This window comes from Lysinibacillus sp. NPDC097287, assembly GCF_044761695.1.
Taxonomy (GTDB): domain Bacteria; phylum Bacillota; class Bacilli; order Bacillales_A; family Planococcaceae; genus Lysinibacillus.
On record NZ_JBIWCX010000001.1, the window covers coordinates 510,939 to 529,194 of the forward strand.

Here is an 18,256-nt window from a genome sequence, read left to right on the forward strand (position 1 = left end):
GTTATTGCCCCTCCTTTTTCTTACGTAACTTTTGTAAAGCTACGCGAATAATATAGCCTGACGCTACGAAGAAGATAATTAAGGCGATAATAATCGACACAATCTCCTCTGGAATACCAGCGGCATTTGGCATGTTTAATGCACCGTATTTAAGGGAACCGAATAGTGAAGCCCCAAAAACGACCCCTAGTGGTGTATTCGCACCAAGTAGGGCAACAGCAATCCCATCAAAACCTATACCAGTAAAGCCTGATTGTATCGGTGCATTTTGGAATGTTCCAAGTGCTTCCATTGCACCACCAAGTCCAGCGAACATACCTGAAATTGTCATGGCTAAAATAATATTTTTTTTGACGCTCATACCTGAATATTCAGCAGCATGTTGGTTAAAGCCAACCGCTTTTAATTCATAACCACGTGTTGTTTTCTCTAAAATGAACCACATGACTGCTACCATTATAAGCGCAACAATGATTCCGTAATGCAGACTTGAATTGTCTGTAAGCTCTCTTAAAAATGGAGAACGTAAAGTAGCCGTTTCTTGAACACGTTCTGTTTTAAAGCTGCCGCCTGACAATTCTTTAATCACAGCGTTTGTAATGTAAAGCGCTGTATAGTTTAACATAATGGTCGCAATTACTTCATGCACATTAAATTTCGCTTTTAAGAAACCTGCAATAAAGGCCCAGAATGCACCTGCTACCGCCGCTGCAAGTAAAGCTAAAGGTAAGTGAATAATTTTAGGTAGTTCAAACGCATACCCTACCCATGCAGCTGCTAGCCAACCCATAATTAGCTGACCTTCAACCCCGATGTTGAATAATCCTGTTCTGAAAGCAAATGCTACTGCTAGTCCAGCCAAGATATATGGTGTAATCTGGCGGATTGTGTTCCCGATTGAATATGAATCTCCAAAAATACCTGTCCATAATGCTAGATACCCCTCCACAGGGTCATAACCACTAACTAGCATAACGATAGCCCCTACAATAAGACCGATAATAATTGAGACGATAGGAACGAGTATATTAATGACACGATTCGACATTAGTCGTTCCCCTCCTTCGCTAATTTCGTGCTTCCATTTTTACTTTGCCCAGCCATTAGTAAACCAAGCTCTTGCTCTGTTGTTTCTTTTGGATTTAACTCGTCAACGATCTGACCGTCATAAATAACTGCAATACGGTCAGAGACGTTCATAACCTCATCTAATTCAAATGAAATCAATAGGACCGCTTTACCATTATCTCGTTGTTCGATTAATCTTGAGTGAATGAATTCAATCGCTCCTACATCAAGTCCACGTGTAGGTAATGCTGCAATCAATAAATCTGGGTTACGGTCAATTTCACGGCCAATAATAGCCTTTTGTTGGTTACCACCTGAAAGGGCACGAGCTGGTGTCATTTCACCATTCCCTGTACGCACATCATACTCTTCAATGATTTGACGCGCCTTTTCAGATACTTTTTTGTAATCCATTACCATGCCTTTTGCTATTGGTGATTGGTAATACGTTTGAAGTACAATATTGTGACCAATTGGGAAATCAAGTACTAAACCATGCTTATGACGGTCTTGTGGGATATGCCCAACGCCTTCTTCTGTAATTTTTCGTGGCTTCATGTTCGTAACATTTTTACCATTCAACTTCACAGTACCACTTTTTACTTTTCTAAGACCTGTAATTGCCTCGATTAATTCTGTTTGACCATTTCCATCGATACCAGCAATCCCAACGATTTCGCCTCTGCGAACGTTTAAGTTCAAACCTTTCACTTTATCAATGTTACGGTAATCCGTGACAACTAAATTTTCGACTGAAAGTACTTCTTCTGTAGGATTTGCTTCCGTTTTAACAGTTTTGAATTCCACTTGACGTCCAACCATTAATTCTGCTAATTGGTCAGGATTTGTTTCAGCCGTCACGACTGTTCCAACGCCTTCCCCTTTACGAATGATTGTCACACGGTCCGATACTTCCATGATTTCTTTTAATTTATGCGTAATTAGAACAATTGACTTACCTTCAGCAATCAGACGCTTCATGATTTGGATTAGCTCCGAAATCTCCTGTGGTGTTAATGAGGCAGTCGGCTCGTCAAAGATTAAAATCTCTGCACCACGATAAAGCGTTTTCAAAATCTCTACCCGCTGCTGCATCCCCACCGTAATGTCTTCTATTTTTGCATACGGATCTACATCAAGCCCGTACTTCTCTGAAAGCTCCGCTACTTTATTCGCTGCATCTTTAATATTGACGACACCCATTTTTGTTGGCTCTGATCCTAAAATGATGTTTTCAGTAACTGTGAAGTTTTCCACAAGCATAAAGTGCTGGTGCACCATCCCAATCCCTAAATCATTGGCAACATTTGGGTCAGCGATCTTCACAGCCTTCCCACGAACGCGTATTTCTCCGCCTTCTGGTTGATATAAACCAAAAAGAACGTTCATCAAAGTCGATTTCCCGGCGCCATTTTCACCTAACAGCGCATGGATTTCGCCTTTTTTTAGTTGGAGGGTGATGTTATTATTAGCTACGAAACTACCGAATTCTTTACGGATTCCAAGCATCTCAATCACATATTCCAATATATTCACTCCCTTAGGCACTATTTGTAATAAAAATTAATACATGAAAAGTCATCGTTAGAAACCTTTCATCTACTAACTTACTCTTTCTTTATCCTAGACTTACGATATATTCATATAAAACTGCTTCTATATGTATTTGATGAGTTAAACACAACTACATTAAATATAATCAGATAATTACAAATTGTCTAAAAATAACGATAGATTAGAAAAATCATCATAAGGGTCTTCAAAAAGGCCCTTATGATGATAAAGAGATGAATTATTTTTCCACTTTTTCTGGAACTACGATTTCACCACTAACAATTTTTTCTTTATATTCATCAATTACTGCTTGAACATCTTCTGGGATCGCACCACGAGAATCAGCCAGTTTTACACCATCTTCAGCTAAACCATAAGTTAGTGTTTCTCCACCAGGGAACTCACCGTTTTTAGCTTTATTTGAAATATCTACTACCGCAGTATTAACACCTTTTAACATTGACGTTAAAGTAACATTTGTAGTATCATTTACTTTTCCTTCTTCATATTGGTCAGCGTCAACGCCAATTACCCATACGTTTGCATTCGGATCTTTTTTCTTACGTTCTTTTGCTTCAGAGAATACACCATTACCAGTCGCACCAGCAGCGTGGAAGATTACATCTACGCCTGAAGAGTACATGCTGTTTGCTGTAATTTTCCCAATATCTGCTTTATCAAAAAAGCCTGTGTATTTTTCTTGGATTTCGATATCTGGATTTACAGCTTTAGCACCCGCAACGAAACCAGCATGGAAACGGTTAATAACTGGAATATCAACGCCACCAACAAAACCAATTTTACCTGATTGAGACATTTTCGCAGCAGCAACACCTGCTAAGAAAGCACCCTCTTGCTCTTTAAACAGTATAGAAACAACGTTATCTACTTTTGCTTCAGCATCAATTAATGCAAATTGAGCATCTGGGTTATCTAAAGCTATAGCTTCGATAGCATCAGCCATCATAAAGCCGACACCATAAATAAGGTTAAAGTCACGACGTAATAATGCGTTTAAGTTTGGATCATAATCAGAGTGGTCTGATGATTGTAAGTAGTCAAAACCTCCATCACCTTTTGATAGACCGTGTTCTTTACCATAAGCTTGAACACCTTCCCATGCCGACTGGTTGAATGATTTGTCATCCACGCCACCAACGTCTGTTACCATTGCAATAGAGAATGATTCTTCTTTAGTTGTTTCACCTGTTGACGGTTTGTCGTTCTCTTTTTCAGGTTCTTCATCTTTTGCACCACATGCACCTAAAATCGCACCTGCAGCTAATACTGACGATAATACTAAACCAAATTTACGTTTTTTCATTTTTGGTACCCCCCAAAAGATATTGTAATTAGCAGGAAAATTTCGAGAAATGCTCTACACCCTTTTTCGTACTACATGGAAGCTGAATTTATCAGCTCGGAAATAATTTTTTGAATAGAGCACTACTTGATCGTGATCATCGTAATGCAGTTGCTTTAATACTAAAAGTGCCGTCTCACGACCACAATTTAAAATCGGTGATGCTTGTTCATGAAACCCTACCGGATCTATATAGGTCACAGCATATGCAACGTGAATTTTGCCCGATTGTTCAAGTGCAGAAAAAAGTGAAACTTCTTTATTGTTTACAAAGTCAGTAGGCAGGGAGCTCGCTGGCAGCTTATCGATACAATAAACTACTGGTTCACCGTCCGCTGTTCTGACACGTTCAATCGTGAGTATTTTATCTTCTTCATCGCATTGGAAGCGTTTTAAATCTTCTTCAGAAGGTACGGACTCAGTTGCTTTTAAAAAGCGTGAACCTGGTTCCATACCTGCTGTTTCAATCATAGAAGAAATGCTTGATAAATGTTCTATGCCGGATGTAAACAGTGGTTTAGGATTAACAAAAGTCCCAACTCCATGTCGACGCACAATAACATTTTCCTCTTCCAACAGTCGGAGCGCTTCTCTTAGCGTCGCACGACTGACCCCAAGTGATTTTGATAATTCAAATTCTGAAGGTAACTTTTCATTTTCTTTGAAAACACCCATTTCAATGTCAGATTTCAAACGATCGATTACTTGAAGATAGAGATGACGATGATCAGCTTTAATAGTCACTTACAATCACCACCAAAATAAGAGATCAGACATCTGATGTACAACATTCCTACTAATCGTTCATTAATATACCATTTTTAAATAGTTAAATAAATAGTTTTGCAGAAAACTGTTGTATAATAGCCTTTTTTTTAGTAAAAATCGAACATTACGTCAAAAAAGTGTTATTTTTTTTAATAAATCACTTTTTTAATGGTCATACTCGTGCACTAATACTTGTCGAGGCTTACTACCTTCTGGCGGGCCTACAATTCCTCGCTGTTCCATTTGATCGACAATGCGAGCAGCACGTGAGTATCCGATACGGAAACGTCTCTGAAGCATCGAAACAGATGCTGTCTGCATACTGATAACTAATTGCACTGCATCATCAAATAATTCATCAGTTTCCTCTAAAATTTCTGCTTCCTCTGTCGGAATCATCTCTTCTTGATACTGAACCTTCTGCTGTTCTATAACAAAATCAACAACAGCTTCAACTTCACCATCCGATAAAAATGCGCCTTGCACACGTGTTGGTTTCGAAGCACCTGCTGGTAAAAATAACATGTCTCCACGGCCGAGTAATCGCTCTGCCCCACCCATATCTAAAATCGTTCTAGAGTCGATAGAAGATGAAACCGCAAAAGCAATACGAGAAGGAATATTTGCCTTTATGACACCAGTTATGACATCCACACTTGGTCGCTGTGTCGCAATAATTAAGTGAATGCCTGCAGCACGAGCCATTTGTGCTAAGCGTGTAATGGAGTCTTCTACATCATTTGACGCTACCATCATCAAATCTGCTAATTCATCAACAATAACTACTATATATGGTAGTTTTGGATGTTTCTCTGCAGTTTCCTCATTGACCTTTCTCACATGGGCATTATAACCTTCAATATTACGTGTGCCCGTATGTGAAAACAAATCATAGCGTCGTTCCATTTCAGACACGACTTTTTTGAGTGCCTGTGAAGCTTTTCTAGCATCAGTCACAACAGGTGCAAGTAAATGTGGAATACCATTGTAAACATTTAGCTCGACCATTTTCGGGTCAATCATCATGAGTTTTACTTCATGTGGCTTCGTACGCATTAAGATCGATACAACAATTCCGTTTATACATACGCTTTTTCCGCTACCTGTAGAACCTGCCACAAGTAAATGCGGCATTTTATTGAGCTCAGCAAGTACAGCTTGTCCCGTAATATCACGGCCAAATGCTACTTGCAACAATGCATCCGGCTTTCCGCCTTCTTTTGATTCCAATACCTCTCTCAGTGTTACAATAGCTACTTCACTGTTTGGCACTTCAATACCGATCGCAGATTTCCCTGGAATGGGCGCCTCCATCCGAATATCTTTTGCGGCTAATGCGAGTGCTAAATCATCTTGCAAGTTCACAATCTTACTTACTTTCACACCAATATCCGGAAGTATTTCATATTTCGTAACAGCCGGCCCTAAGTGCACTTGTGTAACCTTTGCTTTTACACCAAAGCTTTGCAGTGTTTGCTCAAGCTTTTTAGCATTTGCTTGAATAACCGAATACTCACCACTTTGATCGTGCTGTGGTGGTAATTGTAGAAGATTAAATGAAGGAAGTTGGTAATCAGCATTTTCGACCGTTGTGGTGCTCTCAATGTGTACATCATCCGTTAACTCTACTTCTTCCATTTCCCCGCTTGATGAATTAGTAAACGTCTCCTCATACTGATTTGTAACATTTTGTGTAAAAGCAGATATTATCGGCTCACGCGACTCTTCTTCCTGTTGGGTGGGTATAGTATTACTATCTGCTGCAACTTCATCAGTACTATCTACTCTTGAACGGCGACTACTTTTTGGTTTCTTTGGATTATTCTTTTTCTTTTCTTGTCGTTTTTTTTGCCACTTTCCAAATAAAGTAGGTGTTTTTTCAGCTAGGAACGGTACAAGCGCTTTTCCAGTTACTAAGATTAACCCGATGAATAAAATCACCCATGCGACAACCTTTGCACCAGTAGCTTCAAATAACACATGAAGCCCACTAAAAAGAAGTGCTCCTACCATACCTCCACCAAGTGCGTTGCTACGCTGGACTACACCTTCTGTTTCGATTAAAATTCGCCAAGATTCTCTTAGCACCGAATCAGATAACAGCCCACTTGATTTTGATAGTTGTTCAAAAAGTATGCTATGGCTAAAAATCGTTAAACTTGCAACAATCAGTACCATCCCGACTATAAGCCGATCTTTTAACGACACTTTTTTACGTCCTATCATCAATAAAACAGCAATAAAAATTAACATAAACGAAACAGCAAAATGTAAATTCCCCAAAAGGAACATCGCCATCGTTTGCAAAATGCGCCCGATCATGCCATATTCAAAAATCATAATAATTGCAGCGGCAATAAAGACTACCCCTAAAATTTCGTACATAAGTGGGTGCATTTCTTTCTTATCGCTTGTTGGTTTCCCTTTATTTGCACTTTTCCTTTTGCTAACAGCCATCTCTTCACCTTCTTTGCAATCCATTCTATATATGTAGCGAATAATAACATGTAGAACCGTTTCCTTTCAAAAAAAAGGACCTTCTACCGTTACAATCGGTTAGAAAATCCTTTTTAATGCAATGCTTCACCGCTACGGGCGTTTGGAGCTTTTCTTGTCTAGCTCCAAACGCCACACCCTCGAGGTCGAGGCCAACACGATGTTGGTCATGCAACCATTGCTGCATGGATGCGGCGTACTTAGGTTGCCTAGATCCCTCGGGTGAAAGTGTAAAAACGCACTTTCACTTCGGGCTCAAAAATAGCTTGAGGCTCACACGATGTGAGTCATGTCGGCAATGCCACATGGATGTGGCGTTTTTGCCGACGCGGGTGAAAACGGGCGTTTGGAGCTTTTCTTTTAATATTCCATAATGATTGGGATAATCATTGGGCGGCGCTTTGTTTTTTGGAATAAATACGTGTTTAATGTATCACGAATTTCTTGTTTAATGTTTGTCCACTCAAACGTGTCTTTACCCACGTATTTTTCAATAACAGTTTTTGCAATTTCAGATGCTTCAGTCATTAACGCTTCTGATTCACGTACATACACAAAGCCACGAGATAAAATTTCAGGACCTGAGGCAATTTTCTTTTGTGCGCGATTTAATGTTACAACGACAATGAAAATACCATCTTGAGATAGTAGTTTACGGTCACGTAACACGATATTTCCAACATCGCCAACACCAATACCATCGATTAAAATGTTACCAGCTTGAACACGGCCACTCATACGCATTTTGCCGTTTTTATATTCGACGATATCTCCTTTATCAGCGATAAAGATTTGAGATTTTTGCATACCTAGTTGCTGAGCAAGCTTAGAATGTGCAATCAGCATACGGTATTCACCTTGTACAGGAATAAAGTATTTTGGCTGCATTAAATTCAACATTAACTTTAAATCTTCTTGACTACCATGCCCTGAGACATGGACATTTTTGCTTGAAGTTAAAATTTCAGCCCCTGCTTTTGCAAGTTGGTTCATTGTATTCGCCATTTGAACTTCCATATTTGGCGAGGGCGTAAACGTAACAAGCACAGTATCGTCTTTTTTCACTTTAATATCACGGTGATGTTTACGTACGATTTTTTCCAAAGCATCAAGTGGTTCGCCTTTGTTACCTGTTGCGATAATAATAATTTCATCTTCCTGATATTTATTCATATCAGCAATTGAGATAATCGTATCTTCGTCTACTGTTAAGTAGCCTAGTTGCACACCTAAATCTACCGCTTTTTCTAAAGGTTTCCCTACAATCGCCACTTTACGGAAAGATTTTTGAGCTTGTGTAAACACTTGCTGAATACGAATAAAGTTCGATGCATAAACCGCGACTAAAATGCGCCCTGGTGCAGAATGAAATGTTTTTGATAATTGTTCTTCAATAACAGTTTCAGACGTTGTATGGCCTGGGCGTTCTGCTTCACATGACTCAGAAAGCAAAATAAACACGCCATCTTCACCCAATTGCGCCATTTTCGCTAAATCCGGTTTGAATTTACCAGTAGCTGATTGGTCAAACTTGAATTCACCGGTATGCACAATCGCACCCTCTGAAGTATGGAACACTACCCCTAATGCATCGGGAATACTATGTGTTGTATGGAAGAATGTCACATACGTCGAGTTGAAATTCATACGGCTTCGATTTGTTACTTCAAAGAATTTCACCTGATGTGGTGCAGGTAATTCTTTTAAATGTTCTTTTGCAAGCGCAATTGTCAACTTCGAACCATACACTGGCGCCTTGATTTTTTGTAAAACATACGCAATTGAACCAATTGCATCTTCATGTCCGTGTGTTAAGAAAATACCTTTCACACGCTCTTTATTTTCTTCTAAGTACGTAATATCAGGAATCACGATATCTATACCAAGCATTTCGTCTTCTGGGAACATTAATCCGCTATCAACGACAAATAGCTCCTCATCGATTTCCACTACGTACATTGCTTTTCCGATTTCGCCCACTCCACCAAGTGGAATGATACGAATCGATTCATTTTTCTTTTTTGTCAATTTATTTCCTCCTAAAAGATATCCCGAACAGCAACCACTTATTTTTCATTATACGGTTTGCAAGGCTTTTGCACAAATTAAATATACATGTTTCGCGTTGGAAACATGTATTTTATTTCATCCACTGCTATTTTGTTGTAGTTTCTATATAGAAATATCTCTCAATACGTTGATGAGATCTTGGTGGGAGGACCAATTTCCTCACTTACGGAGCATTTCTTCTCACTTTGGATCACGAACAACAATATCTATTAATTCCTTACGAATAACAAAACGGAGTTGATTTATATCAACTCCGCCTCTACTTTACCTATAATTCTTTGCTTTTTCTTGGTACGTATCCCAAACTTGGTCAAAGTTAGCTTTTTCTTCGTCTGTCATTTCCACCATTGGTAAGCGTACATTTAATGTATCAAAGCCTAGCTTTGTCATCGCATATTTAATTGGCGATGGGTTCGGCTGTGCAAATAATGCACGTACAAGTGGTAGTAATGAACGGTGGATCTTTGCAGCTAGCTCATGATTGCCTTCATTAAATGCTTTAATCATTAACTGCATATCATTACCGACAACATGGGAAGCTACTGAAATGATACCAGCACCACCAATAGCAAGTAATGGTAATGTTAAACCATCATCACCGCTATACACTAAGAAATCATCTGCAGCGTCAACATTCTCAATAATATCGCCCATTTGATCTAGATTACCACTTGCTTCTTTAATCCATGCGATATTCGGAATTTTACTTAACGCAACAGATGTTTCAAACGCCACGTTAATGCCCGTACGTCCAGGAACATTGTACAGCATTACTGGAAGTTTCGTTTCTTTCGCAATCGTTTCAAAGTGAGCATAAATCCCACGTTGATTTGGTTTATTATAATACGGAGCTACAAGCATAATGCCATCAGCACCGTTTTCTTCTGCTTTATGTGTCATAGCAATCGAATAAGCTGTTTCATTATCACCTGTTCCAGCGATTACAGGTACACGACCTGCTGCTTTTTCAACTGTGAAACGAACAACCTCGATTTTCTCTTCTGTTGTCATTGTTGGGTTTTCAGATGTTGTACCACAAGCAACGATACAATCAGTACCGTTATTAATTAAATGATTAATAATACGTTCAAGTTCTGGATAATTTATCGTACCATCTTCGTTGAACGGCGTAATCATTGCCGTTCCAATTCTACCTATATTCATCCTTACACCCCTCTTATAGTAAGTTATCCTCAAGCATTGCTTCTGCAATTTGAATAGAATTTAGTGCGGCGCCTTTTAATAGATTGTCAGATACAATCCATAGATGGAAGCCTTTTTTATTGTCTAAATCTTGTCGAATACGCCCTACAAATGTTGCATCTTCCCCTTCAGCGTAAATTGGCATAGGGTATGTTTGTGTTGCGATATCATCTTCTAATACAATACCAGGTGCATTGCGTAATACATCAAAGATTTCTTGTACTGAAGTTTCTTTCTCTAGTTCAATATAAACAGATTCAGAGTGTCCTGAAACGACCGGCACACGTACACATGTAGCTGCTACTGAAAGTTCAGGTGCATGCATAATTTTTTTCGTTTCGTTGATCATTTTCATTTCTTCGTATGTAAATCCGTTATCTGTGAATTTATCGATTTGTGGAATAACATTACGAGCGATTGGATAGTGACGTTTGTCGCTACCAGAAGGTAAAATATTCGCTTCTACGTTTTTACCTGCATCCCAGTGTCCGCTTTGTGCCTTTAATTCCTCAATCGCAGAAATACCTGCACCTGAAACAGCTTGATATGTGGATACCAATACTTTAGTTAATCCAAATGCTGCACGAATTGGCTCAAGTGCAGCAACCATTTGGATTGTTGAACAGTTTGGATTTGCAATAATCCCTTTATGTTTTGCAAGATCTCCACGGTTTACTTCTGGTACTACAAGCGGCACTTCCGGATCCATGCGGAAATGGCTCGTATTATCAATAACAACAGCCCCACGTTTTGCCGCTTCCGGTGCAAGTACTGCTGATACTGAACCACCTGCAGAGAATAATGCAACATTTACACCTTCAAAAGCTTCTGGTGTTGCTTCTTCTATTATATATATCTGACCATTAAATTCGATTGGTTTACCTGCTGAACGTGCAGAAGCTAAAAACTTAATATTTCCAATAGGGAACTTACGCTTTATTAACTGCTCCATCATTTTTGAACCTACTGCACCTGTTGCACCTACAACCGCAACTGTTAACTGCTTTGTCATCTGCCATCTCTCCTTGAATACAAGTTCTATAATGTGTGCTATTGTATCACAAAAATACTGAAAATTGTGTGTAATAGAGGAATTATTTGAAATATTGTATCAACATTGGCTGTAATTGCTTTTTATGCGCAATTGCTGCATGAACAGTCTCTACCATTTGATTGAAATCAGAAATTAATGAATTCGGCTTACCTTCAGGAGAATCTTGCCCAAACGGGATAAAATAAATGTTTTTTGCATTAATAAGCTTCATAATATTTTGACCATTTAAACCAAGTGCATCATTTGTTGAAATGCCTAACACAACCGGTGAACCATTACGTAACGTTGCTTTCGCTGCCATTAATACTGGGCTATCCGTTGCCGCATTGGCAAATTTACTAATGCTATTACCTGTCATCGGTGCAATGACCATTGCATCTAGTGGATTTGATGGTCCAAACGGCTCCGCTTCTTTAATAGAAGATACGACCTTCTCACCCGTCAATTCTTCTATTTTTGCAATCCATTCTTCACCTGTCCCAAAACGTGTTGCTGCATGTAACACCGAGTGCGTAATAATCGGTATAACCGAAGCACCCGCATCGATAAAATTTTGAATTTTAGGCACGACATCTTCATACGTACAGTGTGAAGCTGTTATGCCTAAACCAATCCGTTTCCCCGTTAGCAATTTTCTTCCTCCTCTATTGCCTTGCACAAAATCTCAGCTGCATCATGCGCAAAGTATTTCCCAGGTAATGACGGCAATAGTACATACGTCTGCAACTGTTCAGAGTCAATATCTAAACAGCCAGGTTCTGATGCTAGGTCATACATAACAGCGGGTACATCATCTTCAAACGATTCTGTTACCCACTTTGCTGGAATCGTATTAATAAAGATGCTGTCATGAATGGACCATTTGCGATCATCTAAATTTGTCGCTTTATAGCCATATGCTTTTGCCTCGCTCACTTGGACAACAGAACGCGCGACAATATGAACATTAGCACCCATCTTTACGAGTAAAGAGGCGAGCATTTTGGCGATACGGCCGAAGCCTGCGATTGTAAAGTTTTGTCCGTAAATACACTTCTGCTCGAGCCCGTAAAACGTGGCGATAAATCCCTCTGCAGTCAATCGCGCATTTTGCCAAATAAACGATTCTTGTTGTAAATAATTAGTCGTTTGATTCTTTTCTAACAGTTGCTTCCAATGCATTGTAAGTCTTCCTGTATAGAACTTTACTCTTGATATCCCGTATAACTGTTCGACTTCTATTTTTAACGGAAGTATCGGTAAAATTATTTTATTCGGCTGGAATTCCAGCACCAGTTTATTTAATTCTTCATTCCATACAGTGGTTCTTTTATAGAACACAGTACGTGAAGGGCTTCGCAGCATTGTCGCTAATTCCTTCAGCCTGGAGTCTTCTCCGATGACAAGCCATTTCTCGTTTTCCAAACGCTCACCTCAATCTAAAAATTCTGACTGAACCGTAGTTGTCTTATTAAACAGTATTCGATCCTCACCGATTAAAATAATTTCTTGCCATGGAATCATTTCACTAACTTTCACTTTCTTTTTTTGGAATGGGCCTTTTTCTTTCAAAATTTCAAAACCATGAATTTTTCCTGTTTGTACATCTAATAGACATTCTGTATGAGCCAGTATGCCAAAGTGTACGCCACCTTCTACTTGAATTAATTCTTTATCCACCATTTCTGATAGTAACATGCCTCATCTCCCTCCTTGTGCCATTACCCCAATATATGCCACCCTTTTGCAATTCGTGCCCAACTTTAGGATGACATATTGCTTGTAATATTCTCGCAATCCGTATATAGTGTGTATATACAGTTATTATTTGTGAGGTGAATACATTATAATGCATATCCATTTAAGCAACGCGAGCGACAAACCAATCTATGAGCAAATAACCACACAAATAAAAGAAGCAATTTTAGCGAATAAATTGCTTCCTGGTGATGCACTCCCTTCTATTCGTTCGCTTGCAAAAGAGTTGAAAATTAGCGTCATGACTACCAAACGAGCCTATGCCGATTTAGAACGTGATGGCTTTATAGAAACCGTCGCAGGAAAAGGCAGCTTCGTAACAGAGCGTAATCAGGATTTTTTACGAGAGGAATTACTGCGACAAGTAGAGGAACATTTACAAAAAGCTGTAAAAACAGCAAAAACAGCGGGTATCGCAAAAGAAGAATTGCAGGAATTAATATCATTGATGTTAGAGGAGGAACACTAAATGAACGCCATTGAAATTCACGATCTACATAAAACTTTCGACGGTTTTTCACTCAAAGATGTTAGCTTTTCTTTACCACAAGGAACTGTAATGGGTTTTGTCGGGGAAAACGGTGCAGGCAAATCAACGACCCTAAAATGTGTGCTCAATTTACTAAAGAAGAAACACGGAGAAATTTTACTATTCGGCAAAGACCACATCAAACATGAGCTTGAGGTAAAAAGTGAAATTGGTGTCGTCTTCGATGATTTGCATGTACCTGAAGTATTAAATGCCACACAGCTCGACAAGTTTATGGCCAAGGTTTTTAAGAATTGGGATTCAGCATACTATTTTGAACGTCTTACGCAATTCAAAGTGCCTACAAAGAAAAAAGTAAAAGAACTATCTCGCGGTATGAAAATGAAGCTTTCTATTGCACTGGCACTTGCCCATCATCCGAAGCTACTTATTTTAGATGAACCAACAAGCGGGCTAGATCCCATTATTCGTGATGAAATTCTCGACCTATTTTTAGAGTTTATGCAAGATGAATCACACAGTATTTTATTCTCTTCACATATTACGAGTGATTTAGAGAAGATTGCAGATTATATTACGTTTATCCATGATGGCGAAATTTTATTTAGTGAAAGTAAGGATGTATTATTGTATGAATACGGCATTTTTAAAGGTTCAAGGGAGTCGGCAGAAGCATTACCAGAACACGCCATAATTGGATGGCGAGAATCTACTTTTGGCGTTGAACTGCTCGTGAAAAAGAATGAAGTGAATAATGCGTTTATGTTAAGTAAGCCTTCCATTGAAGAGATTATGCTCTATTATGTGAAAGGTGGGATTTCATCGTGACTGCCTTATTTATAAAGGATTTATTGATCGCCCAGCACAAACTAAAACAACAAATTATCTTATTTTTATTCATTGTATTTATAGTGGCGTTTATACACCAGGGGGCATTACTCCTCCCTTTTATAGCATTGATGGCAATTATACATGTCATCGCCACACTCGCCTATGACGAGCAGTGCAATTGGGGCCAATTTGCAAATACGCTACCACTTACAAAAAGTTCTATTGTGTGCAGTAAATATTTACTAGGCATTACGCTCATGCTTGGTGGTTTAATCATTACAATGCCCTTAGCATTTTTCATTACACATTTTTCTGATTTTGTCATTATAACCGATGTATATTTAACACTACGTATAGTTGTTACGATTGGTTTTTGTTTCCTAGCAATAATGCTACCTATTTACATACAATTCGGCTCATTTTTCGGACGTATTATTATGCTTACTTTTTCCTTTTTAGCGATGTTGTTGGTTAATTTTTTTGAGGGTCATATCGGAGGGCTTCTACTTCAACTCATTGAGATGAAGAATTTCAGCTATGTCGCACCTATTATCGGGCTCATCCTTTTAGCATTTTCTTATGTAGTAGCGGTCATTATTTATAAGCGAAAAGAATTTTAAGGGGGGATTTAGGATGAAAGCATTACTTTGGCAACGAATGACAGCACAAAAACCCTTCATATTGCTCCTCCTCCTCCTCTGTATATTCACCACACTATTTGGAGTGCGTTTTCTCAGCAGTTTTTCGTTATTATTCGTTCCTACTACCCTCCTTTTACTACTCATAACGAGTATGTACGAGCAGGACAAACAAAGTAAGTGGGCAGTATTTGTGAATGCATTACCTGTATCGAAAAAAACACAACTATTCGTTGACTTTTTATTTTGCTATGGCATATGTTTACTTGCTTTTAGTGCAATCAGTCCTAGTTATTTTTCACATCAAAACGCTACTAATAACACCATCGAACATTTTGCTATATTTGCCGCATTTTTTAGTAGTATGATTTGGCTGTTGAGTCTGCAATTTTATGTACATTATTGTCCTAAAAACAGCAATTCTAAAATTTATGCTATATCGGGTGTTATTTTTATCATTCTCGTCATTAACTTTCCTATTCATTATTACTTATCTTTAGTGTCCCCCTCAGCTTTCATCATTCTTATACCGACATTCTTTAGCATAATACCAGTTATTTTAAGCTTCCAAAAATGTGTTGCTCACTATAATAAACATGATATTTACTAAAAATAAAACACGCCACGAATCCATACATATAGGGATTCGTGGCGAAAAATTTAAATGTGCTAAAAAAGGCTAAAGTTAATTGTGGGCTCTATTTTTTATCAATGACCACATGCGTTAACGTATCTTCTTCAAAGTCAATGTCGAATGCTTTACCAAATCCGACTACATAGCGACCTTTTAATGGTGTTAGCTCAAATAATGAAAAATCAAGTGTACGTAATAGCTTCATCATATTTGCAGTATGTACCTCATCAAATGCTGCAAATACCTCCTCATGCCCTTCATTGCCTAAATTTTTAGGCATACATTGCCAACGTGCGCGCTCTGTCGCAAAATGATTTTGTGTCACGGCTTGATCTGCTACACATAATACATCCACAACTTGTGCATCATCAAGCAACTGATGATGTTCAGCAATGCGACTAACATAAACATAAAACTTACCATTTACTTGTACGAAAGCTGCCGAACTACTAAATGGCTTTCCTTCTTTATCTACAAAGCTAAGCATAAAGCTCTTTCTTCCTTGAATAAATGCCTCATAATCTTTTCTAATTTGTTCAATATCAATTATTTTTTGCATAGTTGAATCTCCTAACATTTCACTGTATTTTTTAATTGAATTCGCGGGGCTGTATCCCACGTGACGTGCTGAATTTCTGCTTCCATTTTATAAATAGACTGAATCATTTGCTCTGTCATGACATCATCAGGCGTACCAATTTGCGCACGATGCCCATCCTTGACAACAACAATTCGGTCACTATAACTAGAAGCTTGATTTAGATCATGGAGCACCATCACAACGGTCATACCAGTATCACGGTTGAGTTCGCGAACTAACTCTAACACCTCATGTTGATGCGCAATATCTAAATATGTTGTCGGTTCATCTAATAGTAATATTTGTGGTTTTTGGGCTAATGCCATCGCAATCCAAGCACGCTGTGATTCCCCACCTGATAACGCAGCAATGGATTGATCTTTATACTTAGTCAGTTGTGTTTTTTCAAGGGCCCAATCGACAATCGCATAATCCTCATCATCTAACCGCTCAAACCACTTTTTATGTGGGTAACGACCATATGATACTAAATTACGTACTGTAATATCTGAAGGTGCTTGATTGCGCTGGCTTAAAACACACATTTTCTTGGCAATCTCCTTTGACGATAATTTCCGCATATTTTCTCCGTCAAATGTAACAGTACCTGCGCTGTATGGCAACATGCGTGCAACCGCTTTTAAAATTGTCGACTTTCCCGAGCCATTTGGTCCGATAATCGATAGTACCTCACCTTTTTTGACATCAAATGAAAAATCATGGACAACTTCTTTTTGCTCATAACGAACGGATAGCTGTTCAATTTTTAACATTAAAACGCCTTCTTTCTCATTAAGTATAAAAAGTACGGACCACCAATTACCGCCATTAAAATCCCGGCTGGAATATCAAGTGGTGCAAACAATGTACGTCCACCTGTGTCGGCAATCAATAAGATAATCGCTCCCATTGCCATACTCATCGGTAGCATATATTTATAATCCGAGCCGACTAGTAAACGCGCCATGTGCGGAACAATTAAGCCAACAAAACCTATCATACCGATAGCAGCTACTGAAATGGCTGCTAAAAATACAGCTAGAATTGACAGCATGATGCGGATGCGTGTCACATTTTCACCTAAGTTCGTTGCGACTTGATCACCTAAACGAATGATGTTTGCTTTGCGAATCGCAAATATTGATAATATCCAACCGATGATGGCATACACATAAATCATTTGTAAGGAAGCATGCCCCTTTGCAGCTAAACTACCATTCAGCCACTGCACTGCAGATGGCAAACGATCACTGTATAAGATCGATAGAAAACCAATAATGCCGCCACATAAGGCATTAACCGCAACCCCAGATAAAATAATCGTAATTGGCGAAATGCCTGTACGGCGCCAAGCAAGGGCATAAACAATGCCCGCTGCTATTAACCCACCGACAAATGCAGCTAATGGAATTAAATGTGTATATTCAGGATTTGCTAGCATAATAAGTAATACACATGCAGCTGCGCCACTTGTAACACCCGTTAACCCTGGATCTGCAAGTGGATTGCCCATTACAGCCTGTAAAAGCGCACCAGAAATAGCTATGTTAGCGCCGATAATGAGCGCTAGTAGAACGCGTGGAAGTCGAATATCCCATATAATCGTTGTATAGACGCCTTCCTCACGTCCATTAAAAATTGTCTTTAAAATATCTGGTACTGTTATGTGCACACTGCCTAGCCCCATCGCAACAATCGCTGCAATAATCGCTAGTACAAACGTTATGATGACAATTGTGCGACTTCTTGTTGTACTTATCATGTGAAGTT

At 38.9% G+C, this 18,256-nt stretch carries 18 protein-coding genes; 4 read left to right on the plus strand and 14 right to left on the minus strand.

Going from position 1 to position 18,256, the window contains the following annotated elements; all coding sequences use genetic code 11:
* Position 1 precedes the first annotated feature (1 nt).
* From ACIQ2D_RS02375 to ACIQ2D_RS02425, 11 genes are all read right to left on the minus strand, one after another.
* On the minus strand, positions 2-1,048 hold the full coding sequence (locus ACIQ2D_RS02375) for an ABC transporter permease (RefSeq protein WP_402858796.1): 1,047 nt from the start codon (positions 1,046-1,048) through the stop codon (positions 2-4).
* On the minus strand, positions 1,048-2,595 hold the full coding sequence (locus ACIQ2D_RS02380; RefSeq protein WP_402858799.1) for an ABC transporter ATP-binding protein: 1,548 nt from the start codon (positions 2,593-2,595) through the stop codon (positions 1,048-1,050). The genes ACIQ2D_RS02375 and ACIQ2D_RS02380 overlap by 1 nt, the downstream gene beginning before the upstream one ends.
* Before the next feature lie 265 nt (positions 2,596-2,860).
* The gene (locus ACIQ2D_RS02385) at positions 2,861-3,946 is read right to left on the minus strand and encodes a BMP family lipoprotein (RefSeq protein ID WP_402858802.1); all 1,086 of its coding nucleotides are present in this window, start codon (positions 3,944-3,946) and stop codon (positions 2,861-2,863) included.
* 54 nt (positions 3,947-4,000) lie between these two features.
* The gene (locus tag ACIQ2D_RS02390; RefSeq protein WP_402858805.1) at positions 4,001-4,729 is read right to left on the minus strand and encodes a GntR family transcriptional regulator; all 729 of its coding nucleotides are present in this window, start codon (positions 4,727-4,729) and stop codon (positions 4,001-4,003) included.
* A gap of 189 nt (positions 4,730-4,918) precedes the next feature.
* Positions 4,919-7,210, minus strand: coding sequence for an FtsK/SpoIIIE family DNA translocase (locus tag ACIQ2D_RS02395; RefSeq protein ID WP_402858808.1), 2,292 nt, complete (start codon positions 7,208-7,210; stop codon positions 4,919-4,921).
* Positions 7,211-7,609: 399 nt separating this feature from the next.
* Positions 7,610-9,277, minus strand: coding sequence for a ribonuclease J (locus ACIQ2D_RS02400; RefSeq protein ID WP_402858811.1), 1,668 nt, complete (start codon positions 9,275-9,277; stop codon positions 7,610-7,612).
* 306 nt (positions 9,278-9,583) lie between these two features.
* Positions 9,584-10,483 carry a 4-hydroxy-tetrahydrodipicolinate synthase gene (gene dapA / locus ACIQ2D_RS02405; RefSeq protein WP_402858814.1) on the minus strand — a complete coding sequence of 300 codons (900 nt, stop codon included), beginning with the start codon at positions 10,481-10,483 and terminating at the stop codon, positions 9,584-9,586.
* 13 nt (positions 10,484-10,496) lie between these two features.
* Complete coding sequence (locus tag ACIQ2D_RS02410; protein ID WP_402858817.1) at positions 10,497-11,534, minus strand: aspartate-semialdehyde dehydrogenase; 1,038 nt, start codon at positions 11,532-11,534, stop codon at positions 10,497-10,499.
* An 82-nt stretch (positions 11,535-11,616) separates the two neighbouring features.
* Positions 11,617-12,207 (minus strand): dipicolinate synthase subunit B, encoded by a 591-nt coding sequence (locus tag ACIQ2D_RS02415; protein ID WP_402858820.1) that lies wholly within the window; start codon positions 12,205-12,207, stop codon positions 11,617-11,619.
* Positions 12,201-12,980, minus strand: a complete 780-nt coding sequence (locus ACIQ2D_RS02420; RefSeq protein ID WP_402858823.1) for an NAD(P)-dependent oxidoreductase — start codon at positions 12,978-12,980, stop codon at positions 12,201-12,203. The genes ACIQ2D_RS02415 and ACIQ2D_RS02420 overlap by 7 nt, the downstream gene beginning before the upstream one ends.
* A gap of 9 nt (positions 12,981-12,989) precedes the next feature.
* On the minus strand, positions 12,990-13,253 hold the full coding sequence (locus ACIQ2D_RS02425) for a YlmC/YmxH family sporulation protein (RefSeq protein WP_402858826.1): 264 nt from the start codon (positions 13,251-13,253) through the stop codon (positions 12,990-12,992).
* A 151-nt stretch (positions 13,254-13,404) separates the two neighbouring features.
* Here ACIQ2D_RS02425 and ACIQ2D_RS02430 point away from each other — a divergent pair, with 151 nt between their 5' ends.
* Genes ACIQ2D_RS02430 through ACIQ2D_RS02445 form a run of 4 tightly spaced genes read left to right on the plus strand, consistent with a single transcriptional unit; the run spans position 13,405 to position 15,882 of the window.
* A complete protein-coding gene (locus ACIQ2D_RS02430; RefSeq protein ID WP_402858829.1) occupies positions 13,405-13,782 on the plus strand; it encodes a GntR family transcriptional regulator in 378 nt (125 codons plus the stop codon).
* Entirely contained in the window at positions 13,783-14,631 is an 849-nt protein-coding gene (locus tag ACIQ2D_RS02435) for an ABC transporter ATP-binding protein (protein ID WP_402858832.1), read from the plus strand.
* Positions 14,628-15,254: an ABC-2 transporter permease gene (locus tag ACIQ2D_RS02440; RefSeq protein ID WP_402858835.1), complete on the plus strand. Its 627-nt coding sequence runs from the start codon at positions 14,628-14,630 to the stop codon at positions 15,252-15,254. The genes ACIQ2D_RS02435 and ACIQ2D_RS02440 overlap by 4 nt, the downstream gene beginning before the upstream one ends.
* A gap of 13 nt (positions 15,255-15,267) precedes the next feature.
* Complete coding sequence (locus ACIQ2D_RS02445; protein ID WP_402858838.1) at positions 15,268-15,882, plus strand: ABC-2 transporter permease; 615 nt, start codon at positions 15,268-15,270, stop codon at positions 15,880-15,882.
* 88 nt (positions 15,883-15,970) lie between these two features.
* On the opposite strand, the gene ACIQ2D_RS02450 is transcribed toward ACIQ2D_RS02445, so the two are convergent.
* The 3 genes from ACIQ2D_RS02450 to ACIQ2D_RS02460 are packed head-to-tail and all read right to left on the minus strand — an operon-like array spanning position 15,971 to position 18,248.
* Positions 15,971-16,465, minus strand: a complete 495-nt coding sequence (locus tag ACIQ2D_RS02450) for a pyridoxamine 5'-phosphate oxidase family protein (RefSeq protein WP_402858841.1) — start codon at positions 16,463-16,465, stop codon at positions 15,971-15,973.
* 11 nt (positions 16,466-16,476) lie between these two features.
* The gene (locus ACIQ2D_RS02455; protein WP_402858844.1) at positions 16,477-17,259 is read right to left on the minus strand and encodes an ABC transporter ATP-binding protein; all 783 of its coding nucleotides are present in this window, start codon (positions 17,257-17,259) and stop codon (positions 16,477-16,479) included.
* Entirely contained in the window at positions 17,259-18,248 is a 990-nt protein-coding gene (locus tag ACIQ2D_RS02460; RefSeq protein WP_402858847.1) for a FecCD family ABC transporter permease, read from the minus strand. Before ACIQ2D_RS02460 ends, ACIQ2D_RS02455 begins: the two co-directional genes overlap by 1 nt.
* Positions 18,249-18,256: the final 8 nt, after the last annotated feature.

Coding starts and splice junctions, on each gene's coding strand:
- ACIQ2D_RS02410 (WP_402858817.1), bottom strand. CDS start 11,534: ATGACAAAGCAGTTAACAGTTGCGGTTGTAGGTGCAACAGGTGCAGTA.
- dapA (WP_402858814.1), bottom strand. CDS start 10,483: ATGAATATAGGTAGAATTGGAACGGCAATGATTACGCCGTTCAACGAA.
- ACIQ2D_RS02385 (WP_402858802.1), bottom strand. CDS start 3,946: ATGAAAAAACGTAAATTTGGTTTAGTATTATCGTCAGTATTAGCTGCA.
- ACIQ2D_RS02395 (WP_402858808.1), bottom strand. CDS start 7,210: ATGGCTGTTAGCAAAAGGAAAAGTGCAAATAAAGGGAAACCAACAAGC.
- ACIQ2D_RS02460 (WP_402858847.1), bottom strand. CDS start 18,248: ATGATAAGTACAACAAGAAGTCGCACAATTGTCATCATAACGTTTGTA.
- ACIQ2D_RS02450 (WP_402858841.1), bottom strand. CDS start 16,465: ATGCAAAAAATAATTGATATTGAACAAATTAGAAAAGATTATGAGGCA.
- ACIQ2D_RS02425 (WP_402858826.1), bottom strand. CDS start 13,253: ATGTTACTATCAGAAATGGTGGATAAAGAATTAATTCAAGTAGAAGGT.
- ACIQ2D_RS02375 (WP_402858796.1), bottom strand. CDS start 1,048: ATGTCGAATCGTGTCATTAATATACTCGTTCCTATCGTCTCAATTATT.
- ACIQ2D_RS02455 (WP_402858844.1), bottom strand. CDS start 17,259: ATGTTAAAAATTGAACAGCTATCCGTTCGTTATGAGCAAAAAGAAGTT.
- ACIQ2D_RS02445 (WP_402858838.1), top strand. CDS start 15,268: ATGAAAGCATTACTTTGGCAACGAATGACAGCACAAAAACCCTTCATA.
- ACIQ2D_RS02435 (WP_402858832.1), top strand. CDS start 13,783: ATGAACGCCATTGAAATTCACGATCTACATAAAACTTTCGACGGTTTT.
- ACIQ2D_RS02430 (WP_402858829.1), top strand. CDS start 13,405: ATGCATATCCATTTAAGCAACGCGAGCGACAAACCAATCTATGAGCAA.